This window comes from Parabacteroides sp. AF17-3 (assembly GCF_003635445.1).
In the GTDB taxonomy this organism is placed as follows: Bacteria; Bacteroidota; Bacteroidia; order Bacteroidales; family Tannerellaceae; genus Parabacteroides; species Parabacteroides goldsteinii.
The window spans coordinates 179,700-205,511 of record NZ_QTMM01000016.1; the positions used below are offsets into that span (position 1 = coordinate 179,700).

General features: G+C 45.0%; 23 protein-coding genes. 8 read left to right on the forward strand and 15 right to left on the reverse strand.

Annotated features, from left to right (window positions below):
• Positions 1 to 7: 7 nt before the first annotated feature.
• From DWW91_RS20675 to DWW91_RS20695, 5 genes are all read left to right on the forward strand, one after another.
• Positions 8 to 1,459 (forward strand): alpha-L-fucosidase, encoded by a 1,452-nt coding sequence (locus DWW91_RS20675; RefSeq protein ID WP_122328808.1) that lies wholly within the window; start codon positions 8 to 10, stop codon positions 1,457 to 1,459.
• Positions 1,460 to 1,535: 76 nt separating this feature from the next.
• Positions 1,536 to 3,452 carry a beta-N-acetylhexosaminidase gene (locus DWW91_RS20680; protein WP_122328809.1) on the forward strand — a complete coding sequence of 639 codons (1,917 nt, stop codon included), beginning with the start codon at positions 1,536 to 1,538 and terminating at the stop codon, positions 3,450 to 3,452.
• Positions 3,453 to 3,533: 81 nt separating this feature from the next.
• Positions 3,534 to 4,820: a hypothetical protein gene (locus DWW91_RS20685; RefSeq protein WP_009859745.1), complete on the forward strand. Its 1,287-nt coding sequence runs from the start codon at positions 3,534 to 3,536 to the stop codon at positions 4,818 to 4,820.
• A gap of 92 nt (positions 4,821 to 4,912) precedes the next feature.
• Entirely contained in the window at positions 4,913 to 5,731 is an 819-nt protein-coding gene (locus tag DWW91_RS20690) for a phosphate ABC transporter substrate-binding protein (RefSeq protein ID WP_009859744.1), read from the forward strand.
• A gap of 138 nt (positions 5,732 to 5,869) precedes the next feature.
• Positions 5,870 to 6,937, forward strand: a complete 1,068-nt coding sequence (locus DWW91_RS20695) for a nitronate monooxygenase family protein (protein WP_122328810.1) — start codon at positions 5,870 to 5,872, stop codon at positions 6,935 to 6,937.
• Positions 6,938 to 7,015: 78 nt separating this feature from the next.
• Here DWW91_RS20695 and DWW91_RS20700 read toward each other — a convergent pair whose 3' ends face one another.
• The 15 genes from DWW91_RS20700 to DWW91_RS20770 all read right to left on the reverse strand — a co-directional run bounded on the left by DWW91_RS20700 (position 7,016) and on the right by DWW91_RS20770 (position 21,049).
• Positions 7,016 to 8,464: a DUF3868 domain-containing protein gene (locus DWW91_RS20700; protein WP_122328811.1), complete on the reverse strand. Its 1,449-nt coding sequence runs from the start codon at positions 8,462 to 8,464 to the stop codon at positions 7,016 to 7,018.
• A 15-nt stretch (positions 8,465 to 8,479) separates the two neighbouring features.
• Positions 8,480 to 9,046, reverse strand: a complete 567-nt coding sequence (locus DWW91_RS20705) for a DUF3575 domain-containing protein (RefSeq protein WP_009859741.1) — start codon at positions 9,044 to 9,046, stop codon at positions 8,480 to 8,482.
• 151 nt (positions 9,047 to 9,197) lie between these two features.
• On the reverse strand, positions 9,198 to 9,812 hold the full coding sequence (locus tag DWW91_RS20710; RefSeq protein ID WP_046146245.1) for a response regulator transcription factor: 615 nt from the start codon (positions 9,810 to 9,812) through the stop codon (positions 9,198 to 9,200).
• 6 nt (positions 9,813 to 9,818) lie between these two features.
• Complete coding sequence (locus DWW91_RS20715; RefSeq protein ID WP_010800666.1) at positions 9,819 to 10,511, reverse strand: hemerythrin domain-containing protein; 693 nt, start codon at positions 10,509 to 10,511, stop codon at positions 9,819 to 9,821.
• A 76-nt stretch (positions 10,512 to 10,587) separates the two neighbouring features.
• On the reverse strand, positions 10,588 to 10,974 hold the full coding sequence (locus DWW91_RS20720) for a type II toxin-antitoxin system RelE/ParE family toxin (protein WP_122328812.1): 387 nt from the start codon (positions 10,972 to 10,974) through the stop codon (positions 10,588 to 10,590).
• Positions 10,953 to 11,195, reverse strand: coding sequence for a hypothetical protein (locus DWW91_RS20725; protein ID WP_046146247.1), 243 nt, complete (start codon positions 11,193 to 11,195; stop codon positions 10,953 to 10,955). The genes DWW91_RS20720 and DWW91_RS20725 overlap by 22 nt, the downstream gene beginning before the upstream one ends.
• Positions 11,196 to 11,244: 49 nt before the next feature.
• Positions 11,245 to 12,390: a Rid family hydrolase gene (locus tag DWW91_RS20730; RefSeq protein ID WP_122328813.1), complete on the reverse strand. Its 1,146-nt coding sequence runs from the start codon at positions 12,388 to 12,390 to the stop codon at positions 11,245 to 11,247.
• 103 nt (positions 12,391 to 12,493) lie between these two features.
• Positions 12,494 to 13,102, reverse strand: a complete 609-nt coding sequence (locus DWW91_RS20735; RefSeq protein ID WP_122328814.1) for a response regulator transcription factor — start codon at positions 13,100 to 13,102, stop codon at positions 12,494 to 12,496.
• Positions 13,103 to 13,112: 10 nt separating this feature from the next.
• On the reverse strand, positions 13,113 to 13,805 hold the full coding sequence (locus DWW91_RS20740; RefSeq protein ID WP_010800662.1) for a hemerythrin domain-containing protein: 693 nt from the start codon (positions 13,803 to 13,805) through the stop codon (positions 13,113 to 13,115).
• 25 nt (positions 13,806 to 13,830) lie between these two features.
• Positions 13,831 to 14,982 (reverse strand): Rid family hydrolase, encoded by a 1,152-nt coding sequence (locus DWW91_RS20745; protein ID WP_122328815.1) that lies wholly within the window; start codon positions 14,980 to 14,982, stop codon positions 13,831 to 13,833.
• Positions 14,983 to 15,003: 21 nt separating this feature from the next.
• Positions 15,004 to 15,711: a hypothetical protein gene (locus DWW91_RS20750; protein WP_009859732.1), complete on the reverse strand. Its 708-nt coding sequence runs from the start codon at positions 15,709 to 15,711 to the stop codon at positions 15,004 to 15,006.
• A 14-nt stretch (positions 15,712 to 15,725) separates the two neighbouring features.
• Positions 15,726 to 16,961 (reverse strand): porin, encoded by a 1,236-nt coding sequence (locus DWW91_RS20755; protein WP_009859731.1) that lies wholly within the window; start codon positions 16,959 to 16,961, stop codon positions 15,726 to 15,728.
• A gap of 19 nt (positions 16,962 to 16,980) precedes the next feature.
• The gene (locus DWW91_RS20760) at positions 16,981 to 18,387 is read right to left on the reverse strand and encodes a di-heme oxidoredictase family protein (RefSeq protein WP_009859730.1); all 1,407 of its coding nucleotides are present in this window, start codon (positions 18,385 to 18,387) and stop codon (positions 16,981 to 16,983) included.
• Between the two features lie 92 nt (positions 18,388 to 18,479).
• Positions 18,480 to 19,700, reverse strand: coding sequence for an imelysin family protein (locus tag DWW91_RS20765; RefSeq protein ID WP_046146251.1), 1,221 nt, complete (start codon positions 19,698 to 19,700; stop codon positions 18,480 to 18,482).
• 35 nt (positions 19,701 to 19,735) lie between these two features.
• Positions 19,736 to 21,049 (reverse strand): hypothetical protein, encoded by a 1,314-nt coding sequence (locus tag DWW91_RS20770; protein ID WP_046146252.1) that lies wholly within the window; start codon positions 21,047 to 21,049, stop codon positions 19,736 to 19,738.
• 347 nt (positions 21,050 to 21,396) lie between these two features.
• Here DWW91_RS20770 and DWW91_RS20775 point away from each other — a divergent pair, with 347 nt between their 5' ends.
• The 3 genes from DWW91_RS20775 to pflA all read left to right on the forward strand — a co-directional run bounded on the left by DWW91_RS20775 (position 21,397) and on the right by pflA (position 25,785).
• Positions 21,397 to 22,026, forward strand: coding sequence for a DsbA family protein (locus tag DWW91_RS20775; RefSeq protein ID WP_122328816.1), 630 nt, complete (start codon positions 21,397 to 21,399; stop codon positions 22,024 to 22,026).
• Positions 22,027 to 22,801: 775 nt separating this feature from the next.
• Entirely contained in the window at positions 22,802 to 25,042 is a 2,241-nt protein-coding gene (gene pflB, locus DWW91_RS20780) for a formate C-acetyltransferase (protein WP_009859726.1), read from the forward strand.
• Between the two features lie 20 nt (positions 25,043 to 25,062).
• Positions 25,063 to 25,785, forward strand: coding sequence for a pyruvate formate-lyase-activating protein (gene pflA, locus DWW91_RS20785; RefSeq protein ID WP_046146537.1), 723 nt, complete (start codon positions 25,063 to 25,065; stop codon positions 25,783 to 25,785).
• Positions 25,786 to 25,812 lie beyond the last annotated feature (27 nt).

The window sequence follows — 25,812 nt, forward strand, 5'->3', positions numbered from 1 at the left end:
ATAGAAGATGAAAAAAGATTGTTTATTATTGGTTTTGATCGCATTATTTAATTTAACAGGTTGTGAACGGCCGAAAGCGCCGGAGGCATGCGGACCTGTTCCGACGGAAGCCCAACTTAAATGGCAGGAACTGGAGCGTTATGCTTTTATTCATTTCAGTATGAATACGTTTACCGATATGGAATGGGGATATGGTGATAAAGATCCCCAATTATTCAATCCGTCGGAACTGGATTGCAGGCAGTGGTGTCGGTTATTTAAGGAGGCTGGAATGAAAGGGGTTATTCTGACGGCAAAACATCATGATGGTTTTTGTTTGTGGCCTTCGGCTTATACGGATTATAGTGTGAAACAATCTCCGTGGAGGAATGGTAATGGGGATTTAGTGCGTGAACTGGCTGACGCCTGTAAAGAATATGGATTGAAGTTGGGTATTTATCTTTCTCCCTGGGATAGAAATCATAAAGAATATGGAACGGAAGCTTATATCACTTATTTCAGAAATCAACTGAATGAGCTATTGACGAATTACGGAGATATTTTTGAAGTCTGGTTTGATGGTGCAAATGGCGGTTCCGGTTATTATGGCGGGGCGGATGAAACACGTAGCGTAGATCGTAAGACCTATTATGACTGGCCCGGTACCAATCAATTGGTAAAAAAATTACAGCCGGATGCCGTAATTTTTAGTGATGCAGGTCCTGATGTCCGTTGGTGTGGAAACGAGGCCGGATGGGTAGGCGAGACAAATTGGAGCACGCTTCGAAGAGAAGAAGTTTGGCCGGGATGGCCTCATTATCAGCAGTTACAGAATGGACATGAAGATGGTTCGTATTGGGTGCCGGCAGAAGTGAATGTTTCTATTCGTCCGGGTTGGTTCTATCATGAAGAGCAAGATGATCAGGTGAAGACTGTCGATCAGTTACTCGATGTGTATTATCATTCGGTCGGTCGTAATGCTACCTGGAATTTGAATATTCCGATCGACAAACGTGGGTTGGTTCACCCGACCGATTCTGCTGTCCTAATGGAAGTTGCAAAGATCTTACAGAATAACTTCAAAGAAAACTTAGCACAACAAGCAGAGGTCAGGGCTTCGAATGTGAGGGGGAAAGATTTTGCTGCTGCTCATTTAATCGATGGAAATAAAGATTCTTATTGGGCAACGGATGACGAGGTGACTTCTGCTTCTGTGGAGTTTGATTTTAAAGTTCCTACCGCGATCAATCAATTCCTGGTGCAGGAATATATTCGCTTGGGACAGCGTGTAAAAGCGTTTACTTTGGAAGCCTTTGTCGGTGATGAATGGCAGGTTGTGGCTACGGGTTCGACAATCGGATATAAGCGAATCTTGCGTTTCCCAACAGTGGAGACACAAAAACTTCGTTTCACGATTAATGAAGCAAAGGCTTGCCCGTTATTATCGAACATCGAATGTAATTGTTGCTCTTACGATTGAATGTGCGGAATTAGATGTGGTAATTGAATAACTATTCTTATCTTCGGGCACTAATTGTAAATATGTTTGAAATAGAATGAAGAAGTCATTACATGCATTTTTAATGACGGGAATAGTCTGTATAAGTATTTCTTGTTCCCGTCAGTCTGTAAGTGAGCGTGATACGCTTGCCTTGATTCCTGTTCCGCAGGAAATGAAAGTAAACTCTGATTCTTTTACGCTTACCCGTAATGCTGCGATTACGCTCGATCAGTCGAATCAGGCATTGGTGGGAATTGCCGAATATTTGAATGAGAAAATTTCACCTGCTACAGGTTTTGAGCTTCCGGTAGAAAAGCATGGGAAAATAGAATTCAAGCTGGTGGAGGATGCGTCTTTAGGAGATGAAGGCTATCAGTTGAAAGTGAAACATTCAGATATCCTTATTACTGCCAATAAGCCTGCGGGTATCTTTTATGGTGTGCAAACACTGTTACAGATGTTTCCGGCAGAGATTAAAAGCAAGACTGTGCAGCCTGAAGATAAGAAATGGACTATTCCTTGTGCTGAAATCACTGACAAACCCCAGTTCCCCTGGCGCGGGCTGATGCTCGATGTTAGCCGCCACTGGTTTACCAAGGAAGAAGTTTTGAAGTATATTGATGAACTGGCCGAATACAAGATGAATGTCTTCCACTGGCACCTGACGGACGATCAGGGATGGCGGCTGGAAATAAAGTCCTTGCCGAAGCTGACGGAAGTTGGTGCCTGGCGTGCTCCCCGTGTGGGCCAATGGTGGCAGCGTGAACGTCAGCAACCGGGAGAGGAGACTACCTACGGCGGTTTCTACACCCAGGAGGATGTGAAAGAAGTGCTGGCCTATGCAGCCAAACGTTATGTACGTGTTATTCCTGAAATAGACGTGCCCGGACATAGCGTCGCAGCGTTGGTCGCTTACCCGGAACTGGCCTGTATGAAAGCCCCGGATGCCGTGAATGTCGGAAATAAGTTCTATGGGGAAGATGAAAATACGCTTTGTATCGGAAAGGATTATACATTCGAGTTCATGGATAAGGTACTGACGGAAGTTGCCGCCCTTTTCCCGGATGAATATGTACATATCGGCGGTGACGAATGTTTTAAAGGTTTCTGGCATAAATGTCCCCGTTGCCAGGCCCGCATGAAGGCTGAGAACCTGAAGAATGAAGAAGAGCTGCAAAGTTATTTCATCCACCGGATGGGCGATTTGCTGAAGTCGAAAGGAAAGAAACTGGTCGGCTGGGATGAAATCCTGGAAGGTGGTCTGGCTCCCGATGCGAACGTAATGAGTTGGCGTGGTATGGAAGGCGGTATCAAAGCGGCTAAAGCCGGCCATCATGTGATTATGACTCCGACGGAACATTGTTACCTGGATTTATGGCAGGGGGAACCTTCTGTTGAACCGGATACCTACTCTATGTGCCGTCTGAAAGATTCATACAGTTTCAATCCCATACCGGAAGGCGTTCCGGCCGAAATGGTGCTGGGTGGACAGGGAAATCTGTGGGCTGAATCGCTTCCTACTTTCCGTCATGTCGAATACATGACCTGGCCGCGCGGATGGGCCTTGTCGGAAGTATTATGGAGCGGGCCGTCTAAAACGGATTGGGAGAAATTCTGGCCGCGGGTCGAAAAACATTTTGTCCGTGCCGACCAGGCAGATATAAACTATGCCCGCAGTATGTACAATGCAATTGTGAGCCCGTACTTGCAGGATGGCGTTTTGCAGGTGGAACTGGGCAGTGAGATTGCCGGTACGGATATTTACTATACATTCGATAATACAGACCCGGATAGCCATACTCCGAAATATACCGAGCCGTTGAGCATACCGAAAAATGCAACCTGGTTGCGTATCGTGACCTATCGCGACGGTAAACCGGTCGGCAAGGTAATCACCCTGACAACAAAGGAACTGGCAAAACGTGCCGAGTCCGATAAAAGAACCGGTCACGGGAACCTGACTGTTGACTAACAGGATTTTAACCAGGTTGTAACATCTATGTAACAACTTGGTTTTATCTTTGTGCTCTCTACGCAACCAACAAAGTTAGGAATGAAGATAACAAAATTAATGGCGCTTGTCCTGTTGGCGCTGCTTCCCTTTTTCACGGAAGCTCAGAACACGGAACAAATAGATGCCCGCATCGATTCGCTTGCGGAAGAGACAGCAACGCTGGATAAAATAGTGCAGAAACTAAGTAAATTTAAAGTTTCTGCCTATATCCAGGGTCAATTTCAGTACGGACAGGAGGATGCAACCCTGAAAGTCGGCGATAAGAATGAACATGAGGATAAAGGTTTTAACCGTATCGGTATCCGCCGCGGACGACTGAAGTTTGAATATAATGACGGTATCGGAACCGGAGCGGTACAGATTGAGGCTAACGACAAAGGCGTCAGTTTCCGTGACCTTTATATCGGCATTAAAGACCCCTGGACGAAACGCAGCCAGTTGATGGCCGGTGTCTTCAACCGTCCTTTCGGACATGAGATCGGTTACTCTACCAGTGGCCTGGAATCGCCTGAACGTGCAACGATTATCCAGTATTTCTTCCCGGACGAACGTGACCTGGGTGCTATGCTGACGCTGCGTACCAAAAAAGAAAGTCCTCTCGCTTTCCTCCGTTTGGATGCCGGTCTGTTTGCCGGAAACAGCATCAACCGCGAAACCGATAACCGCAAAGACTTTATCGGCCGTCTGGGTGCTGACAAGGAAATCGGCAACTGGGGTAAATGGGGAGCAGGTATTTCTTATTACAACGGAGGCGTCTACAACCCGACTACAACTGCCTATGAGATGGACGGCAAGCGTTTTATCGAAGTTGATAAAGGTGAAACCGGTACGTATATGAAACGTGAATATATCGGTATGGATGCCCAGTTCAGTTTCTTGAGTTCATGGGGAACAACCTCTTTACGTGCCGAAGGTCTTTTAGGCACACAGCCGGGAATTGCCTCCAGCAGCAAAAGCCCGAATACCGGAACACGTCCGGAGAATCTTCCCGAAAATGCGTTATTCAAACGCCCCTTTATCGGTTATTTCTTCTACCTGGTACAGGACATCGGGACTTCCCCATTCTCTGCCGTACTCAAATATGATGTATACGATCCGAATACGAAGCTGAAAGGAAATGAAATAGGTACGGATAACTCATTTACATCTAAAACAGATTTGGCCCAAAGTACATTAGGCATCGGCGGCTTATACCGCTTCAACAAACATATCCGTGTCCAGGCTTACTACGAATTCAACTTCAATGAAAAGAGCGACTTCGTAAAAGGATATGAGAAAGACCGTAAGGATAATGTGTTGACGGTTCGTTTGCAATACAAATTCTGACTTTTTTATTCACACAAATGTAACACCTGTTTCATGTAGTTGAAATACGTGTGTTGTTCCTTTGCATCAGGAAATTAATTCAAATAAGAGTAATGAAAAAGACGATTCTTTTGGCAGCTATGGCAGCCTGTTTGTTTGCAACGAATGTATTTGCACAGAAAATTAAAGGAAGTGATACCTGTTTGCCGGTCAGCCAGACAGAAGCTGAAAACTTTATGAATAAGAATAAAGGAACCAAAGTGACTGTAACAGGCGGTGGTTCCGGTGTCGGCATCTCCGCCCTGATGGAAGGTACGACCGATATCGCCATGTCTTCCCGTAAAATGAAATTCGACGAGAAAGTCCGTTTGCAGGAAGCAAAGAAGAATGCAAAGGAAGTGGTTATTGCCTACGACGCTCTGGCTGTGGTGGTTCACCCTTCCAATAAGGTGGATAACCTGACCCGCGAACAACTGGAAGGTATCTTCACCGGAAAAATCAAGAACTGGAAGGAAGTAGGCGGAGCCGATATGAAGATTGTAGCCTATTCGCGCGAGACTTCATCCGGTACATACGAGTTTTTCAAGGAAAGCGTATTGAAAAATAAGAACTATATGAACGGTATCCTGAGTATGCCTGCAACCGGAGCCATTATCCAGTCGGTCAGCCAGACCAAAGGTGCTATCGGTTATGTTGGCCTGGCCTATGTAAACAAAGATGTCAAGGCTCTGCATGTTTCTTATGATGCCGGCAAAAGTTTCGTTGAACCTTCATTCGCCAATGCGAAAAATAAGACTTATCCGATTGTCCGTCCTTTGTTTTACTACTATGAAGCAAAGACCGAAGGCAGGGTAAAACCTTTCATCGACTATGTACTCTCTGCCGAAGGCCAGGAGACTGTTAAAAAAGTAGGATATATCCCCGTAAAATAAGATAATAACTCCCGTTTTTCCCCACGGACCGATAATATTGCACAAAAGTATTATACCTGTGCAATATTATTGGTCCTTTTTGCACATCATTTGGTTTATTGTGCTACCTTTGCCGCGTATTTAATAACAATATTTTTCATGAAGACATTAACAATCGGAGATTTGAAACCTCGCTTCCCAATTATCCAAGGTGGGATGGGCGTAGGCATTTCTCTATCCGGCTTAGCCTCAGCCGTAGCAAATGAAGGTGGGATTGGCGTTATCTCCGCCGCCGGTCTCGGACTTTTATATAAAAAGCTATCACCCAATTACACAGAAGCAGGCAATCTGGGCCTGGCCGAAGAAATCCGTAAAGCCCGTGAAAAGGCAAAAGGTATTATCGGTGTAAACGTAATGGTGGCTCTTTCCGATTTCGCAGAACTGGTGAAGACGAGTATCGCCGAGAAGGTAGATATCATCTTCAGTGGTGCCGGACTACCGCTCGACCTGCCGTCGTTCCTCAAGAAAGACAGCGTGACGAAGCTGGTGCCCATCGTATCAAGCGCCCGTGCCGTACGTATCATCTGCGAGAAATGGAAGAACAACTACGACTATCTTCCCGATGCCGTTGTACTGGAAGGCCCTAAGGCCGGCGGTCACCTCGGTTATAAGGAAAACCAGTTGGAAGACGAACATTTCTCACTGGAAGAGTTGCTTCCGCAGGTTGTGCAGGAAGTATCTGTTTTCGAACAGAAATACAACAAGAGAATCCCGGTAATCGCAGCAGGAGGCATTTATACGGGTGAAGATATCAAACGCGTGATGGACCTTGGAGCATCGGGCGTTCAATTAGGAACCCGTTTCGTCACTACTACCGAGTGCGACGCCAGCGATGCTTTCAAAGAAAGCTATATCAAGGCGGAAGAAAAGGACATCGAGATAATCAAGAGTCCTGTCGGAATGCCGGGGCGTGCCATCCATTGCAACTTCCTCGAGAAGGTGAAGGCCGGCATCAAGCAACCGAAAGCGTGTCCGTTCAACTGCATCAAGACGTGTGATATTTCGAAGAGTCCGTACTGCATCGTTAGGGCGCTGTATAATGCTTTCAAAGGAAACTTTGAAAACGGATATGCCTTTGCCGGAAGCAATGCCTGGAAGACCAGCCGTATCATGTCGGTGAAAGAGACAATCAACGAACTCATTAATGAGTGGAAAGCAAAAGAATAAATTTTGTCTACTTATATGAATACAAAAAGCCCCGGTAAGCATGATGCCTATCGGGGCTTTCTTTGTTATCTTTGATGTTTATTGTTCATCCAGCCATTTGCTCAGTTCATCCCGGTTCTGGGCGGCAGCCTTAACGCCTGCGTTGGCAGCTTTGCCGAAATAGTCGAGTGCCTGCTGATACTCTTTCTTCTTGGCGTAAGCTACACCGAGGTTGTTCCATGCTTCCGGTGTATTGATTTTTTGCAGACGGGCGATACCTGCATCGTCGGCTCCGCGTTCTATCTCGAGGGCGGCTGTGTTCTGTTGTGCCACCGGGTCGGTCGGGTAGAGGCGTACGGCGATATCGAATACTTCCTTAAATTCGGCACTTTCTTTCGGATACGTGTTGGCTACGAGGAACATTTCGTTCAGGCTCAGATACTGCGGTTTCGTCTTGATAACCTGTTTGGCTTCGTTCACATCGAACGGACGGGCGATATACGCCAGTGTGTAGTCAATGCGGCGCAGAGCAGGATAATATTCGTCCAGCAACATGCGATAGGTCTTACCACCGTTCAGTGCTTTCAGTTGCGCTTTACGTTTATTGATATCGGACACTTCCAATACTTTAAGGATTTCATCGCGGTTGGACAGGTTGGATGCCTTGACTGCCTGGCGCAAGCCTATCCAGTCTTCACCTTCCCAGTTGACTTTCATCAATGAAGCAGGCATATCTTCTTTATCCTTCATATAAGCGGCAAACGCTTTGGCACGGTTTTCAGACAGTTTCATGTTGTATTCGTAACCGCCTTCGGGTGAAGCGTAACCGGTGATGTTGAATTCTGTAAATTTCAGGTTCTTGTCGTTACGAACCTCGCTCACGATTTTGTTAACCTCTTTCAGTTCGGCGGCATTGTTTTTAAAGTCATGCAGCAGGACAGACTTACCCACTTCGAAGTTGAGGTAGGCCGAGTGCGTTTCGCTACGTTGTTTTACCGGTTCTGCAGGAGGTGTCACATAACTCAGCTCGTAGGTCGGTGCGACAACCGGCGGTAGGATACGGGATGACAGCGGAGTGATATTGCTTGCCACGTCGCATGAAGCGCATCCGGTCGTATTGGCCTGCATGATCAGTGAGGCGTTACGCATCCAGCTTTCGTATGGTACGGTCAGCGTCATCGGGATAGATTCTGCCTCGTTCTTTTTATGGCGGAAGATGACTGTCGGAGTCTGTTCGAACGGTTCTGCGCCGAAGCCCATCTCACGGTCGAGTGCTTTCATACGTTTCTTTCCGGTAATCACGAACGGGTCGAATTTGATGCTGTGCGCCTTGTCCGCCGATTGGAGTACCGGGGTTATGATGACCATGTTCTGCGATTTCAGTTGCATGTTGTTGAGGTTGGCGGTTGTAGACAGGCTCACCTGGCTTCCCTCTTTTTTTACTTGCAGGTCGCTGTATGCTATGCCGTCGGGACTGACAACCTGCGCCTGCATGCTCCCATAGGCGGAGCATAATAAAACGGTTGCTATATAGAATAACTTCTTCATTTTGTTTGTTCGTTTTTAGTGGATAAAATAGATAAATGAGATGGAGGCTTTTGTTACGCCCCAATAGTTGTGGTTGCCGGTACGGAGTTTGGGCATGTCTTTGCCTTTTGCATATTCGTCGTAGTGCATACGGGCATAACCGGCACCTATCTCGCCTTCAATACCCCAGCGTTTGCTCAGAATCCATTGATGTCCGATACTGATACCGCCGCCATACATATAACCGTCGTAGCGATGGTCGCGCAGTTTCTTGAACATGTCGAACGGCAGCTTGAAACCGGCCACGTCATACTGTCCGCCCAAGGCGTGTACACCGATAAATGTACCGTTGAACTTCTCGCAGGTCCAGAAGCGTACGCCTGCATGGGCCAGCCAGTGTTTGGCTTGTTTGTCGTTGTTGAACTCGAATGGGTTATAACCCGCAGAAAGGTCCATTGTAACCTTTTTCCCTAATCCCACTTCCAGACCTAAGTTTGGAGTGGCGGTGGCATCATAGACGATATTATTCTTTAATGCTACATGCTGTGCACTTGCATAGAGGGATAATAATAGCGTTGCCCCTATTAAAAAGAATTTCTTCATGTGATATTCAATATTAGTTATACTCTTCCTTCTTAACAGGGCGGTTCCGGCGATTGTTTGGTTTGTTTGATAAAAAGGGTGAAAGGTTATGATTAATTATAAGAAAAACGATGGTTTTTGTATTTGTTATGTTAATACGGTATGAACCGGATTATTCCCGTGGCTTTTGAATATCGCTCAGCTCTACCAGCTTATTGACAATGGCATATACTGTCAATGCACTTGCACTATGTACCTGCAATTTGCGGGCGATATTTCTCCGGTGCGTAATGACTGTATGGGTGGAAAGGAAGAGACGGTCGGCTATTTCGCGGTTGGTCATTCCTTTGACGACACAGACAACGATTTCCTTTTCGCGGGTACTCAATGTCTGTTGTTCATCGCCATCCCCTTCGCCGTCTTCGCTTTTGGCATGCAGGCGCTCCAGTTTGAGCTTCATTTCGTCTGCACTGTCGAATATGCTGATTTGGTCGTCATAATACCGGATAACGGCATGTTCGGCTACGGAATAGAGCAGGGCCAGGCATTTCATATCCGGGCAACCCGTCATCTCCTTCAGGTGAGGGATAGTGAAGTAACCCGGGATGGAAGGATTGATGATGAGGACATCCGGCTGGTGTGTCCGGAGGTCCTCCGTAAGTGATTCGATAGTCGCTATTTCTGATACCTGGATACGCAGGCCGGGGAGACGTTTCAACATGGTCTCCAGCCCGTAGCGGACAATGGCGGAAGGCTCAGCAATAACGATTTTCAGATTGGTGCTCATAGGGCATCATTTTATTGTTTTTTCTAAAGCAAGTATAGCAGGCATGAAAAGGTAGTCTTCCACATGGTTGTGGGAGGCAAGGTCCTGTTCTGTCGCGAAGATGTCGAACAGCACGCTGTTCAACAGGTTGCTTCCGGGCCCCGGATAATATTTGATGAGGATATTCTTCAGTTCGATAATCTTCATCTCTATCTGGTCGTGCCGTTTGCGGAAAATTGAGATATTGTATTTCGGGTCTTTTTTCCCTTCCAGCAAGCCGCGGACATACGGGAAAACGACTTTTTCTTCGTATGACATGTGTTTATTGACCTCATCGGCATATTCGTCGAAGAAGCGCTGGATGACGAATGCTACGTCCTGCGGGCATTCTGCGATGGCTTCCAGAAGTTTTCTTCTCAGATGCGGTAGACGGAAATTCAGGAAATAATCGTGTGCGTTATGCAGATAGGTAATTAATGCTTCAATGGAGAGGCAATTGCTTACGTTGGTGACGGGAGCGGAAATTTCTTCCGTCAGGAAATTGACGACTGTCAGGAAAGTACAGGCGTCTACTCCGTTCTGGCGGCATACTTCTCCGATATTCTTTTCTCCGAATCCCAAGGCAATACCAAAGCGGCTCATCACAAGAACCATCGGATAGTTCTCGCAGATAAGGTCGCTCATTTTGTCGGTTTCCCGGTATTTCCCATTTTTATACATAGGCTGTTTCTTTCTTGTTTTGGTGTTATTAATTCTCCAAAGGTACTCCTTTTTCTCTTAATGACTTTGAACGTTATTAATCTTTCACGTTTGTTGAGGACGTTTGCTTTTCATAAGGAACCGTTGGTTCGTTCAGATATTGCGGGTCCTGATTACGTAAGGTATAGGCCAGACGCTCCGGATTACGGCGGTTATCCCATAAAACGAGAACGGTAATTAGTTCATCGCTGTAATGATAAAAGAGGGAGTATTCCGGAACAGCAATAAGATATCGTAAATGAGGATATTCCGTAGCTTTTCCTGACAAAGGAAAGGATACAGCCTGCTTTATTGTTTCTCTAAACTTGTTTAATAAATAACTGCTATACCGGGTATTACCATTACGCTCGTCATAAAAGTCTGCAATTTCTTCTAATTCTTGCAAGACTTCTTCATCCCATATTATTGCTCTGGCGTTAACCATTTGGCAAATTTTTTTTTCATTTCTTCATCAGAAACTCCTTTTCCTGCTTTCATTCGTTCCAAAGCACAGTCTATCTTTCCTTTTAATTCCGAAGAAAAGTATAAGATATCGTTTTTTTGCTCCTTTTGGTCGAGTAACTGTTCGATTTCATTAATAAGATGTTCGTCGAATACAGTTTGCAAGCGTTGGATAAGGTGTTGTTTGCGTTCTATTAATGTCATATCGCTTTATTTTTAAAGTTCTGCTGCAAATGTAGCAATTATAAATCAATTATAGCGGCGGATACTCCGGTTCGTCTACGGCAACGACGGCCAGGCATTCGATTTCGACCAACCAGCCGGAACGGCATACCGGGGCGCGGACAATCAGGTAAGGCATATTCGGATGATTAGCTTTCATGTATTGTTCGATGCGGGCGAAATCACCTGTGTCGCGGATATAGACGATGGCCTGCATGATGTCGTTCAGGTCGGCTCCGGCTTCATTCAGCAAGGCGGTGATGTTTTCAATCATACGTTCCGATTGCTTGATGACATCTCCCGGATGTACAATCTCACCATACCGGTCGATGCTGGCGGTACCTGAAACGAACACATGACGGCGGTCTCCATACGTAATGGCTGTTCCCCTTTCAAAAGTCACGCCATATTCATACGTCCGGCTCAGGTGGTCGGGGGCATAGAGATATTGAATCTGTTCCTGTCCGATACCCGATACGGCATACGTGTCCATTGTCACGAAAACATTGGTATCCTGATAGCGTCCCTCAATGCCGGTACTGGCAATAAAATGAGTGTTTTCCGTCAGGTTCTGTGTTGCAAATACATCTTTGCGGGCTTTGACGACTCCCGGATAATTCACGTCTACGTTCTGAACAAATATCCAGGTACGGATACAGTTGTTTGCCAACGTGCAGTTGGCGGCCGTCAGCTGCATGATATAATCGCGGAAGATGAGCCGTGTCTGATACTCCGAATTGGCAGCACGGTTACACAGGTTAGCCCCGAATAGTTGGCGGTAGTTGCCATGACGCGCTTCAAACAGGTTACTGGGAAGAACCTGCGTTTGTACTCCGGTCTGAAGCCATGCCCAAAGAGCTATTTTAGTACCGTTCATCGGTGCCTGTTGTACGATGGACAAAGCGCAATACGGGTTACTGCGGTCCTGTTCCATCAGCGATGCTGTCTGGTTGGTGACATCGCTCAGGAAGTAGCGGCGGAATACGGCTGTCGGGTTTCCGGGAAGTTCTTCTACACATTGCGTATAGGCTTGCAGAAGATTCTGTAGTTGGGTAGGGTAATCTTCCAGGCAATCCGTTTGTTGGAAGAGAAGATGATATTCTGTAATACCCTTTTTAGTCTCGAATGAGGTGATTTGCACCTCTGTCTTATCGTATTGTTTGGAAATTAGATTCATGGTATCCTGATATATTTTGTTTCTTTTCCCAAAGATACAGCATATCAGTATGAACCCAAATTTTGGAATGTGAAAAGAAAACAAAAGCTGTGAGAAAAATATATCAGGCTTTTTTTATGTCGTTCAATTCAATCAGTTTATTTACAATTGCGTATACGGTCAAACCGCTGGCACTATGTACTTGCAGTTTGCGGGCTATATTGCGGCGGTGTGTGATTACCGTATGGGTAGATAGATAGAGGCGGTCAGCTATTTCGCGATTAGTCATTCCTTTCACAACACATATAACAATCTCCTTTTCGCGCGAACTAAGTGTCTGCTGTTCCTCTTCTCCTGTATCCGGGCAGGCTTCTTCTGCGTTTAGCCGTTCCAGTTTATGCTTTAACTCATCCGGGCTGTCGTAGATGTTAATCTGGTCATCGTACGACCGGAGCTGGGTATGGTCGGTAGCCATATACGTAAGGGCCAGGCATTTCATTTCGGGACATCCGCATTCCTCCTTTAAACGTTGTATGCCGGAATAACCGGGTAACGCCGGGTTAATCATCAAGACCTCCGGGCGATGCATGCGGAGACTTTCTATGAGACATTCGGCGGTTGCTATTTCTGTGAGCTGGATGCGAAGTCCGGGCAGTCGTTTCAGTAAAGTAACCAGTCCGCAACGGATAATGGCAGACGGTTCGGCAATAGCTATTTTGATGTTAGGACTCATAAAGCAGTAGTCATTTTATTGTTTTTTCAATTGCCAGTACGGCGGGAACGAAGAGGTAATCTTCTACCCGGTTATGAGAGGCCAGATCCTGTTCGGTGGCAAAGATGTCGAACAGGACACTGTTCAGCAGGTAATTGTCAGGCCCGGGATAGTATTTGAGCAGGATATTTTTAAGCTCTACGATTTTCATCTCTATCTGGTCGTGCCGTTTGCGGAAAATGCTGATATTATATTTGGAGTCCTTCACACCGTCCTGTAGATTGCGAACATAAGGAAAGACAATCTTTTCTTCGTACGACATGTGCTTATGTACTTCATAAACATAATCGTCGAAGAATTTGGTGATGGCGAAGGCAATATCACCCGGGCAGCCGATAATCGCTTCCGTCAGTTTGCGGCGGATATGTGGGAGGCGGAAGTTCAGGAAATAATCGTGCGCATTGTGCAGATAGGTAATCAGTGAACCGACAGAGAGGCAGTTGTCGATACCGTTTATCACGGCGGGAGTCTCTTCCGTCAGGAAATTGACAACGGTCAGGAAGGTACAGCTGTCCACTTCGTTCTGCCGGCATACGTCGCCGATATTTTTCTCTCCGAATCCCAGGTCGATGCCGAAGCGGCTCATTACGAGAACCATCGGGTAGTTCTCGCAAATCAGGTCGCTCATTTTATCTGTCTCTGTGTATTTTCCTTGTTTATACATAGTTGTTATTTTTAGGATGTTATGTTTATAGACAGGGGTATTGCGGAAGGTCGGCCGGTATAATAGCCACGCATTCCGTTTCAATCAGCCATCCCGGACGGCATACCGGTGCCAGTACGATAAGGTGCGGCAATTCCGGATAATGGGTACTGATATATTTCTGTACATTCTCATAGTCTGCCGGGTCGCGCAGGTAAACGATGGCCTGCATGATGTCGCCAATGGAAGCCCCGGCCTCTTCCAGTAGGGCGCTGATGTTTTCCATCATCCGCCCGGTCTGTTTCAATATGTCGCCGGGATAGACAATCTCGCCTTTATTGTCGATACTGGCTGTGCCGGACAGGAAGATATGTTTACGGTCGCCGTAGGAGACGGCGGTACCCCGTTCAAAAGTGACGCCATATTCATAGGTCGGATTGAGATGGGTGGGAGCATACAGGAACTGTATCTGTTCCGGTTGCAGGCCGTCGACCGTGTAGGCATCCATTTGTACCAATACATCCGGATCGGCATGGCGTCCTTCTATACCGGTGCTGGATATATAATGTGTCTTTTCCGTCAGGTTCTGCGTGATGAAAACTTCCTTGCGGGCTTTTACTACGCCGGCATAATTGACGTCTACATTCTGTACGAAGAACCAGGTCCGGATACAATCGGCAGCCAGGGTACAATGTTGTTCGGTCAGTTGCAACACATAATCGTTGAGTAGCAACCGGGTCTGGTATTCGGAAGTCGCTGCCTTGTTGTGTGCACCTCCGTTCCATAGGTGGCGATACCCGTTGTGGGATGCTTCAAACATTCCTGAGTTGCAGGTTTCTGTCACCATCCCGGTTTGCAGCCAGGCCCATAAGGCTATTTTTGTGCCGTTGAGGGGTGCCTGTTGCACGATGGATAAGGCGCAGAACGGGTTTTCACATTCCCGTTCCATCAATATATCCGCCTGGTTGGCCGCATCGCTCAGAAAGTAGCGACGGAAAACGGCTACGGCATTACCGACCTCTTTTTTAGTCACTGCGTCGTATGCTCTTTGTAAAGAATCCAACTGTTCCCCGAAAGAAAGTGAAGGGTCGGTAACGGAAAACATAATATGATATTCCGTCACCCCTCCCTTGCCTTCAAAAGAACAAATTTGAGCGTGAATAAAGTCTTGTTCGTATGTTTTTGTTGTGAATGTCATTGTCTGTTTTGTTATTCCTCATTAATTATTGGGAGCTCCTTCCTGTATCCATGTTTTTATAAGCGCGAGAATTTCTTGCTTACCTGTACTGTTGAACATATCTTTATGGATAGGATTCTCTTCCAGTATCTCGAGTATAAAACTATTATGAGGATCACCGGGCGTTACATAGTTCATTCCTTCTTCCGAGACTGGTGCTTTAACGTTTACCAATGATTTATAAGCTGTATTTTCCCTCAAATCGAGGTTCCCTGCTAATCCGGAACTACTCTCTCCATGGCAGGACAGACAGTTTGTCTTGAATACCTGAGACTGGATACGTTTGAAGCTTGCCAATTCTAACTCTCCAAAATTAATTTCAATATTCTCTCCATTGTTTTCAACCGGCTGGTTACAGTATGAATAGATCACTTTTTTCCCATTGCTGATAATGGCAATATTTATGCTTTTTGTATCAGGACTCAGGTTGTTCAGTTTGACTGTCCGTTCTCTGCCGTCGATTGTCGGTTTGGAGATGCGTTTTGTCAATAAGGGGATTTGCGTGTCTGTTCCAAAGGCTGCAAGAGATAAGTAGTTCTCTTTCGGCCAGGCATCAATCCCCTTGAAGGTTACTGTTACGGAGGCGGTTCGTCCCGAGTCGATCGTTTCGTCCGGATAAATTGTTCCTTCATCGCATCCGCAAAGCATTAGAAGAAAGGAGCAAACGAACCCTGTATATTTATTCTTCATAATACATAAGTTTATTAGAACGTAAACTGTAACATTGCTGTTGCCGAATGGCGTGCGATACCGATACCGTCTTCGTCGCGGTCACCTTGGGTGGCGTGTCCGGTACGTCCCATATACTGGTACATGACCTGCAATTTCAGGTTATTGTTGAAAAAGTAATAGTTCATTCCTATTGCCGGCATATTTAACAAACCACCGTCATCTGTAGCATTGCGGTCGAATACGTCATATCTCAATGCCCCCTGCAGTTTCGGTGTAATAAAGTATCCCGCCTGTGCATAAGCTCCCCAGAAATTTTTATCCGGTTTTTGCATGATTTTAGTAAAATGCATATTCATGAAGTAACCTTCCGCAGCAAAATACCAGCGGTTTTTGATCCAGGTAAATTCCAGTCCTACACGGGTATCGCTGGCGGACAAAAATTCGGCTTCAGCGTTGTAAGAGGCAGAAACTGCGATAGACATCTTATCATCATTCAGATTTTCCGGTGAACCTTGGGAGTTCGGCATCTCTCCTTTCGGCATAAAGGCAAGACGGCCGGAGTAGAGTAGGGATGGTAACCATTCGTGATCATCGCAATTCGTCTTTGTCGCTGTATTGACATCGATGCCGGTGCCATTGAATATACCTACCTGATATTCCCATTTATTATTGACTAATCCGTGTACCATGACACCCAGGTCGAAACCAGTCGACATGCTCGGTATCACATAATTGAGGTCATAAGGAAGTAAGATGGATCGCGTGGCCGAATAAGGTAATACGGGAAACAACGTTTCTCCCAATGTGCTTAGATAAGCGTGCATAAACGGTGTTTTGAATTTACCGGCGCGGATACGGAAAGATTCTTTTATAGCAATGTCGAACCATGCCTGCTGCAATAGTGCACCACCACTTTTGGCCGGATTCAATGATAAGTTGAAAGTAACTTTGTTGAATGCCTTCCCTGTAAAACCGAGGATGGCATTAGGTATGGCAAAACCAGAGTTCGCCACATTTTTAGCATAATGGCTTTCCAGTCCTTGGTCGTCATATCGGTTATAGGTTGCACTAGCCTGTACAAGGGCATAAGGTTTGAACAGGAAATCACCAGCTTTTGTCGAAAAAGAGAACCCTTTCTTACCTGCCAAAGAGACCACATCGTTTTCTACGTATTTGTCGTCAATTTCTTTTTTAGTAGTATCTTGTGCTTGTATCTGAATTGTTGCAGATAATAATGCTGCTGTCAACGCGATATATAATTTTTTCATTTCAATTTGTTTGACTTGTTTATAAACTTTGAAGAAATTTAATAAGAGCTTCACGGTCATCTTTACTCATACGGGCGAATAATGTGCGGGATGCGGCTCCTTCGCCGCCATGCCACATGATGGCTTCCGTCAGGTTGCGTGCCCGTCCGTCGTGCAGAAAATAGCTATGACCGTTGACCACTTCCTGTAATCCCAGTCCCCATAACGGTGTAGTACGCCATTCGTTGCCGTTTGCTATTCCGCTTGGATAATCGTCACCCAGTTCCACTCCCATATCGTGAAGCAAATAGTCCGAATAGGGGTGAATGATTTGATTGCCGAGTTGAGGAAGTTCTGTATTGTTGAGCAAGACGGTTCCTCGTGGCCGTGTCTTTAGGGTGGTTACATGGCAAAGGTGGCATTTAGCCTGATAAAATAGTTGCTCTCCTTTTTTTACAGTAGCGTCATTAATGTTGCGACGTGCCGGTACACCTAAAGTTTGCAAATATAAGTCTACATCTTCCATATCTTCAGTCGATACCTGTACTCCCGACATGGCAAATCCCATCATATTACTTTGTCCTTCGCCTACTTCATGCGGGAAACGGTCGTTTGTTACACCCAGGTCTGAAGAAAAACCGAGTTCAACAGTCAGATCCTGATGGTTTGCCTTGTTTCCGGAAAGACCGATCTGTTTTTTTCCTTTTTCCGTTACATAATTGAGTCGTCCGCTAATACCATATTCCGGATAATTACTTTTTGCTGCAATTTGTTTCAGTAAATCCAGATCGAGCGCCATCATTTGTCCCATTCCAACATGGCGTAGGGGTTGGCGGACAGATATGCGTATATCCGACATCGGGATACTGTCGGCGTACCATTCTGTGACCTGATAGTGAGGCGTCATCAATTCGTATTCTTCGCCATCAGGAAATTTGTATTTTTGTACGGATGTCGTTATTTTGAGGCGTCCTTCCGGCTTTGTACCATAAATGGCCTGGTCGTGTAAGACACGCCCGTAGTCGGGGTAGTAACCCCCACTTTTGCGGGAGATGTAAATCAGCATCGAAGAAAAACCGGCTCCTGACCCGCCATCTGCTATGGCAGGACGTGTTCTACCGGTACTTTTGTGGCAGCTTCCACAGGAATATCCGGCATATAGCGGACCTAAGCCACCTCCGGATACATTTTCTACGCCACGTGCGTCGTCATATAGTCCGTCACCGCTGTTAAAACGTTTTTCCAGTTCTCCTGTCACCCACTCGGATTGAGAGTCATAGGCGTCCGGCGCACTGGAAAAAATGGTAGAGATACCGGCAGAGAGTTCTTCGGGAGATGCTGTCTGCCCATTCGGTTTTTTGACTAGCCAGTTCTCGATATCTTCCGTTTCACAACTGCAAAGCAAACATCCGATAATAGAGAAATATATGAGTAATCTCTGTTTCATTTTATTGGTTATTGATATATAGCTTAAATGCAAAAGGGGGGAGGAACCTTTTTGTTATAAGGTTCCTTCCCGATACTTATATTATGTTTGTGTTATTCAGCAGAAAGCTTGGCACGGATTTTTCCTAATCCGTTTGTCAATTCCTTGCATGCATCCGTCGCAGCCTTGATTTCTGTTTCAGCTCCCAGATTGTTACGGAATGGACGTGGCATATCTTCTATCGCTTCAATTGTTTTGTCGATCTGTACAACCATCAAGCTATCCAATGTCGGGTTTATAACCTTGACCAACGCATGCAGACTATTGGTACTTGCATTCTCTTTATCCAGGTCACGGCCTCCGAAGTATGAGTTTTTGATGCTGACAATATTGTTTGCATAGTCATCGATAGAATTCCAGCTATACCATGATTCTACGGCTAATACTCCCGGGTTGTTCGGGTCAGATGCATCTTTGTTACTCTCATTCCATTTATCAACAGGATCTTGAATTTTAGCTGTTCCCACTTCATTAGAAATTCCAGCCATTCCGTTATTTCCGTTTAGTATTGTTTCAATAGCCTGGTAAATAGAACTTAACCCAGTATAAGCAGAAGTCCCGTCATGTTTTTTCATCGCTTCCCCGTAAGAAGTTGGTACGTTGATATCTCCTAAACCTTTGTCCCATCCATTATATAATGCTGTAACATCTTTCAGCATGTGTTTAGATACAATTTGAAGATATTTCTTTTCATTGTCACTGAAAGGTGATTTCGATATTTGACGGGGATCGCCGTTATCGAACAACATTCTTTCTGCTGTGTGGAAGCCACGAAGGTTTTGAGGAGCATCGGCAGGTGCGTCTTCGTCGTCATCAACATCACCATCTACATTACTAAAATCTCCGGACTCTATAATTTTATCAATCCCATTTTTATCCAATGGCCAGCTATCCAAGCTTGGATCATACAAACCTTTATCTGCGACACCGAAAAGAAAAGCTTCCGATTGTTCCCAAGGCACACGGGCAGCACGCCAGGCGGTACATGCATCGGAGAGGTCATTTTGACTATTAGATGCTACGAATTTGTCTACGGCAGCAGTATAAGCAGTCATTTTGTCTAATAAATCCTTATAAGTCGGTAATACAACATGATCTACGTATTGTGTAACAGTCGCACTCATTTGTGCTTCTGTCGGTTTTGTACCTGTGTCATTAGGCAAGAGGTCAAAAGTCCATCCCTGAGCATTGTTATCGGGATCGTCGTCACTGCAAGAAAAGAAACTCAATGAAACTCCCATTAATAAGATGGGAAATAATGTACTCTTTTTCATTTTCAAATTCTATTATAAATTTATATTTTCTCTTTTTATTTTTTTATGAACCAGCCTATATAAGCAATGCCTATAGATGCCATGTTCTGGCTGTTGTAATCGCCTCCACCTACAATTTTGTGGGTATAGTCTGCTTTTATAACCAGATTGGGGAGTGCATAATAATTTAAACCTGCCGTTATAAGGCTCTTTTCCAGACGTTTGTCTGCGACTTTGACATTGCCTCCTTTTTCCATCTTGTACATGGGACTGTAAAATTCGTAACGTACAAACGGATAAATCTTAGGTGCTTTTTTTCCACAGAAAGAACCAATGTTATAGCCTACTTCACCTCCATAGCTTATGGCATTTTTGGCTACGGTTGATTTGGGATAACCGGAAGCATTGGAAGAACCATTGTTTATACTGGTCAATGCATCACTGTCCTCCAGATTGCCATATATGATGTTGGCGCGAGCAATCAAACTGTTATTCACGCTCTTGTATTGGGCATCTGCCGAAAATATCGTAACCGGGAATTTATACTTACTGTTTCTTGTGGGTTTGGTTCCGTTTTTAGCCATTTGGTCGTAATAGAAAGAGGCTCCGACGCGTAGTCCCTGGAATGCCTTTACTCCATTATAGTTGACGCGTGCTACAAATGCCGGGCTTGTGAAATTGCTGATTTCGAAAGCGCCCTGAGTCGCTTTTCCTGCCCAGTTTTCTGTGCGGAAAGCCTGCGGGTCAAGACCGGAAACCAATTGTAATTCATAGTCGAAATTACCTAAGTCACCAAACAGGGCAACTCCTGTTTCATGCCAGGTGGAAGGCAGGATGGTCGTTTCACCCTCGGGACGATATACCCCGAAGAAATTCAAAGGTTCATGATGCGCATTCGTTAATCCGACAGGAACGATCATGTGACCGAAGCGGAAATTTAAATGTTTATTCATTAAATAAGAAATATGAAATTGTTCGAGAGCTACTTCACCGCCCTTTTCAATTTCTGTTTCATATTCCCCATTTTCTTCTTTCCATTCGATTTCCCGGGCAGCTCCGGTGCCTCCGTATTCAAATTCGATTTCGGAACTTAACACCCATTTGGAGGAAAACTTGTAGTCAAACGCTAAAATAAAACGAGGTATGGATATTTCTCCTCTGTTTCTTTTTGCTGTTCCGTTGGCTGTTGTCCAATTCCAATCGTAATCTAAGTAACTGGCAGCCATCTCCCCATAACCTCCGAAACGAAACTTTTGATAATCATCGTAGACCTCTTTTGCTTTAACGGTAGAGTTCATCTCGCTTTCTTGAGCTAAAACCGGGCAGCAAACACATATCGCTAACGTTAGGAAATTCACTAATCTTTTCATGCCTTTTTAAAATTTTTGGCAAAATTAGCTTGTGTGGGAAGCCTGCGCAATCGCATATAGTAGGTAAAAAGTGGTTGAGCTTACCTAGTTGTAGGTATTTGTTAGGTTTATTTGAGGGCGTACTATTCAATTCTTATTTCTATATTTGTTCGTTTAAAATAAAAAATCGTTCGACAATCATTCTTTATGCATTTAACAGCTATCGAATAATCATTCGACAATTGTCGAACGAATAAAGAATGATTGTCGAATGATTTTTTTTCTAGAAGCGAAATTTATTTTTAGAAGTATTTCGATTTATCAGGGAGAAACAAGTTATATTTGAACAATTAATATCAATATAACCTATGATCACACAATACGACCTGTATGAAACACCTTCACCCAAAGGGGAAGACGGTAAAAAATCGCTGCATGCCCGTGTTTGTCCGAAAAAGACTTACACCAGTCAAGAGTTTGTAGAACATGTGGCAGCCTTTGAACATCTGCCGAAGAATCAGATTGGCGGGGCACTTGTTGCCATTGTCGACGACCTTTGTTATCTGCTTGCCGATGGAAACATTGTGGAATTAGGTGATCTTGGATTTTTTTCTACTTCATTGAAGTGCCTGAAGGATACGGATGACGATGAGGATGAAATCAAACCGAAATCGATCGCTTTTCAAAATGTACATCTGAGAATCAGCAGTGAATTCCGAAAAAGAATCAAACATGAGATGAAGTTTCAACGCGTGCATTCCCTTACGCGGAGACAAAAAATTGTCAATTCTACCGTGAAAGAGCGGATGAAAAAAATGGTCTCTTTCCTCAAAATAAACATTTGTATTACCCGAAAGGAATATATAGGACTGGTCGGATTGACACCTTACGAGGCGATGAATGAACTGAACGATTTTATCAGCCAGGGGCTTCTTCGCCGTCGCGGGGCGGGCAGGTCTGTGGTATATGTTGCGGGAGAAAATCTGAAGGTAGAATAATTATATAGGTAATATTTTACCCTGTAATCCCTATTTATGGTTAGAAATGAGCTCGTTTTACATATAAATAGGTATTGCCTGTGCCTTTCCGTGGTTTTACCTTTGCCGTATCAATTAAGTTTTACTATTAGTATAAATCGTCCTGACCAAAATCCGATTTGTTGATTTTTATGTACACCTATCATTTAAGGTAAATACCCATGGAAGGGAGTTTTTTTATTGGTTGTCCCTTTCATATATAAAAGGGAGCCATCCTGTGAAGAATGGCTCTTTTTTATTTATCAAAGAAAGCAATTTTTGCAAATATTGTTTATTCCAATGATCAATTTTCCCGATTATAACACAGAATAGGTAGTAGGAAGCTCTTTTTTTACTATATAATAGGTATTGTGTACTCCCCTTGACGGCTCTATCTTTGCAACATAGAAAAAAGTAACACTATTAGTATAATCGCTATATCAAAACCTTTTGCTAATTATGTAAGCATATAAGATGATTAAACGTGTGTCGGAAATTTTTTATTGGTTGTTTCCGGCATAAAAAAGGGACTCTCCTGCGAAGGATGGTTCCTTTTTTATTTTTTTGATATTATTTATAATCCTTCCTGTTTGATACCTATATCAGGCGATACGCTGCACTATATCTACCGTTTTAGTAACTATTTGTAGGGATTTTGGCCGTTGGGAATACATGATGTTTTTGTTGATTGTTTCGCATGCCATATAAATAACGTACCTTTGCACCGAAATTAAAACCGAAGAAAACAAAATAAGGTATGAAGTTTGAAAACGAGAACTGGGCGCAGTTCAAAGGCGAAATTTGGAAAAGAGAGATTAACGTAAGGGATTTTATCCAGAACAACTACAAACCTTACGAAGGGGACGACTCTTTCTTGAAAGACTCCTCAGACAAGACGAAGAAAGTTTGGGATAAATTGACCGAAATGTTTAAGGTTGAAAGGGAGAAGGGTGTTTACGACGCTGAAACAAAATATCCTCAAGGTATAGATACTTACGGACCAGGTTATATTGACAAAGAAAACGAAGTAATTGTCGGCCTGCAAACCGATGCCCCCCTGAAACGCGGTATTTACCCGAAATGTGGTACCCGCATGGTGGAAAACAGTCTGGAAGCATATGGCTACAAACTGGACCCGATGACAAAAGAAATCTTCACGAAATACAGAAAGACGCATAACGAAGGCGTATTCTCCGCTTATACAGATGAAATGCTTGCAGCACGCCGTTCCGCTATCATCACCGGCCTGCCGGATGCTTATGGACGCGGACGTATTATCGGTGACTACCGCCGCGTAGCACTTTACGGTACGGAAATCCTGATCGCTGAAAAGAAACATTATCTGAAAAGACTCGATATTCAGGAACTGACCGAAGAGATCATCCAGAGCCGTGAGGAAATATCCGAACAGATAAAGGCGCTGAAGGCTTTCGAAAAGATGTGTGCCGGTTATGGTTTCGACGTGACTAAACCTGCAAAGGATGCACGCGAAGCGGTTCAGTTTGTCTATCTGGGTTATCTGGCTGCGGTGAAGGACCAGGATGGGGCTGCCATGTCGTTGGGACGTACTTCTACTTTCCTCGATATTTATATTGAAAAAGATATCCGTGAAGGCAAGCTGACGGAAGAAGAAGCTCAGGAGCTGATCGACCAGTTTATTATCAAACTGCGTATCGTCCGTTTCCTTCGTACTCCGGAATATAACGACCTGTTCTCCGGTGACCCTGTTTGGGTAACCGAGTCTTTGGGCGGACAGGGTGTCGACGGCCGTTCATTGGTGACGAAGACGTCTTACCGTTATCTGCATACATTATATAACCTCGGCCCGGCACCGGAACCCAACTTAACGGTACTGTGGTTCAACAACGCTCCTGAAAACTGGAAACGTTTCTGTGCGAAGGTTTCTATCGATACTTCCGCTATCCAGTATGAGAACGACGATCTGATGCGTCCGGATTATGGAGATGATTATGGTATTGCCTGCTGCGTGTCTCCGATGAAGATCGGTAAGCAGATGCAGTATTTCGGCGCACGTGCCAACCTGGCTAAATGTTTGCTGTATGCCATCAACGGCGGGCGCGACGAAAGATCAGGTGTACAGGTGGCTCCGAGGTTTGAACCGATCACCAGCGAATACCTGGATTACAACGAAGTGATGGAGAAATACGAACAGATGATGCGCTGGCTGGCTAAAGTCTATGTGAATGCACTGAAGATCATCCATTACATGCACGATAAATATGCGTATGAAGCATTCGAGATGGCTTTGCATGACGGTTCGGTAGAACGTATCCGCGCAACAGGTATTGCCGGCCTTTCTATCGTTGCCGACTCATTGGCTGCTATCCGCGATACGAAAGTAAAAGTGATCCGCGACGAACGTGGTCTGGCTGTCGGTTTCGAGCGTGAAGGAGATTATGTTCCTTTCGGTAACAATGACGATCGTACAGATAGTATTGCTGTCGACATCACTGAAAAGTTCATGGAGTATCTGCGCCAGCACCAGACATACCGCAACGCCACTCCGACACAGTCTATCCTGACTATCACGTCTAATGTCGTATATGGAAAGAAAACAGGTGCAACTCCTGACGGTCGCGAAGGCGGTACGCCGTTTGCTCCGGGTGCGAACCCGATGAACGGACGTGATACCAAAGGCGCTGTTGCTGCACTGGCTTCTGTCGCTAAGCTGCCGTTCCAGCATGCACACGACGGTATCTCTTATACATTCGCTGTTTCTCCTGCAACGTTAGGAAAAGAACGTGATATTCAGATCGCCAATATGGTCGGCCTGCTGGACGGTTACTTTACTCCTGACGGCGGACAGCATCTGAATGTGAACGTATTCGACAAGGAGCTGTTGCTCGATGCTATGGAGCATCCGGAAAACTATCCGCAGTTGACAATCCGCGTATCGGGTTATGCAGTAAACTTTGTGAAACTGACACGCGAACAGCAGCTGGATGTGATTTCAAGAACAATCAATCATTCTTTGTAATTGAAAATTGAGAATTGAAAATTAAAGGAAACATACATTCACTAGAGAGTTTCGGGACCGTTGATGGTCCCGGAATTCGTTTTGTTGTCTTTATGCAGGGGTGTCCGCTCCGTTGCCTGTATTGCCACAATCCGGATACCTGGGATAGCAAAGGGCTTGCCAAATATCAGATGACGCCTGAAGAATTATTGGCTGAGGTTTTACGATATAAGAACTTTATCGCCAAGGGTGGCGTGACTGTCACCGGGGGAGAACCCTTATTGCAAGCTGAATTTCTCAGGGAGTTTTTCCGTCTTTGCCGGGAAGCCGGTATTCATACGGCGCTCGATACATCCGGCTATATCTGCACACCGAAAGCCCTGGCGGTTCTGGAATATGCCGACCTGGTCTTATTGGATATAAAAACCATCGATCCCGACCTGCATCCCCGTCTAACGGCCGTGAAACTGGATAATACGTTACGTTTCCTGGACGAACTGGAAAAACGCGGTGTTCCGGTTTGGATACGCCATGTCATTGTGCCCGGACTGACGGATAATGACGAAGCCTTGGATAAACTGGCCGAATACATCAGCCACTATACGGTTGTACAGAAGGCGGAACTCTTGCCTTATCACACGATGGGCACATATAAATACGAGGCTCAAGGTCTCGACTACAAACTGAAAGAGGTAGAACCTTTATCGGCCGAACGTCTGGCAAATGCCAAAGAAATATTTAAGAAGCACGGTATAACCATCTGATAATTTACCTATAATCAGGTATATTTT

Coding starts and splice junctions, on each gene's coding strand:
- DWW91_RS20730 (WP_122328813.1), bottom strand. CDS start 12,390: ATGAATCTAATTTCCAAACAATACGATAAGACAGAGGTGCAAATCACC.
- DWW91_RS20675 (WP_122328808.1), top strand. CDS start 8: ATGAAAAAAGATTGTTTATTATTGGTTTTGATCGCATTATTTAATTTA.
- DWW91_RS20745 (WP_122328815.1), bottom strand. CDS start 14,982: ATGACATTCACAACAAAAACATACGAACAAGACTTTATTCACGCTCAA.
- DWW91_RS20685 (WP_009859745.1), top strand. CDS start 3,534: ATGAAGATAACAAAATTAATGGCGCTTGTCCTGTTGGCGCTGCTTCCC.
- DWW91_RS20720 (WP_122328812.1), bottom strand. CDS start 10,974: ATGGTTAACGCCAGAGCAATAATATGGGATGAAGAAGTCTTGCAAGAA.
- DWW91_RS20760 (WP_009859730.1), bottom strand. CDS start 18,387: ATGAAACAGAGATTACTCATATATTTCTCTATTATCGGATGTTTGCTT.
- DWW91_RS20705 (WP_009859741.1), bottom strand. CDS start 9,046: ATGAAGAAATTCTTTTTAATAGGGGCAACGCTATTATTATCCCTCTAT.
- DWW91_RS20695 (WP_122328810.1), top strand. CDS start 5,870: ATGAAGACATTAACAATCGGAGATTTGAAACCTCGCTTCCCAATTATC.
- DWW91_RS20680 (WP_122328809.1), top strand. CDS start 1,536: ATGAAGAAGTCATTACATGCATTTTTAATGACGGGAATAGTCTGTATA.
- DWW91_RS20765 (WP_046146251.1), bottom strand. CDS start 19,700: ATGAAAAAGAGTACATTATTTCCCATCTTATTAATGGGAGTTTCATTG.
- DWW91_RS20775 (WP_122328816.1), top strand. CDS start 21,397: ATGATCACACAATACGACCTGTATGAAACACCTTCACCCAAAGGGGAA.
- DWW91_RS20725 (WP_046146247.1), bottom strand. CDS start 11,195: ATGACATTAATAGAACGCAAACAACACCTTATCCAACGCTTGCAAACT.
- DWW91_RS20690 (WP_009859744.1), top strand. CDS start 4,913: ATGAAAAAGACGATTCTTTTGGCAGCTATGGCAGCCTGTTTGTTTGCA.
- DWW91_RS20770 (WP_046146252.1), bottom strand. CDS start 21,049: ATGAAAAGATTAGTGAATTTCCTAACGTTAGCGATATGTGTTTGCTGC.
- DWW91_RS20715 (WP_010800666.1), bottom strand. CDS start 10,511: ATGTATAAAAATGGGAAATACCGGGAAACCGACAAAATGAGCGACCTT.
- pflB (WP_009859726.1), top strand. CDS start 22,802: ATGAAGTTTGAAAACGAGAACTGGGCGCAGTTCAAAGGCGAAATTTGG.
- DWW91_RS20755 (WP_009859731.1), bottom strand. CDS start 16,961: ATGAAAAAATTATATATCGCGTTGACAGCAGCATTATTATCTGCAACA.
- DWW91_RS20750 (WP_009859732.1), bottom strand. CDS start 15,711: ATGAAGAATAAATATACAGGGTTCGTTTGCTCCTTTCTTCTAATGCTT.
- DWW91_RS20700 (WP_122328811.1), bottom strand. CDS start 8,464: ATGAAGAAGTTATTCTATATAGCAACCGTTTTATTATGCTCCGCCTAT.
- DWW91_RS20710 (WP_046146245.1), bottom strand. CDS start 9,812: ATGAGCACCAATCTGAAAATCGTTATTGCTGAGCCTTCCGCCATTGTC.
- DWW91_RS20735 (WP_122328814.1), bottom strand. CDS start 13,102: ATGAGTCCTAACATCAAAATAGCTATTGCCGAACCGTCTGCCATTATC.
- DWW91_RS20740 (WP_010800662.1), bottom strand. CDS start 13,805: ATGTATAAACAAGGAAAATACACAGAGACAGATAAAATGAGCGACCTG.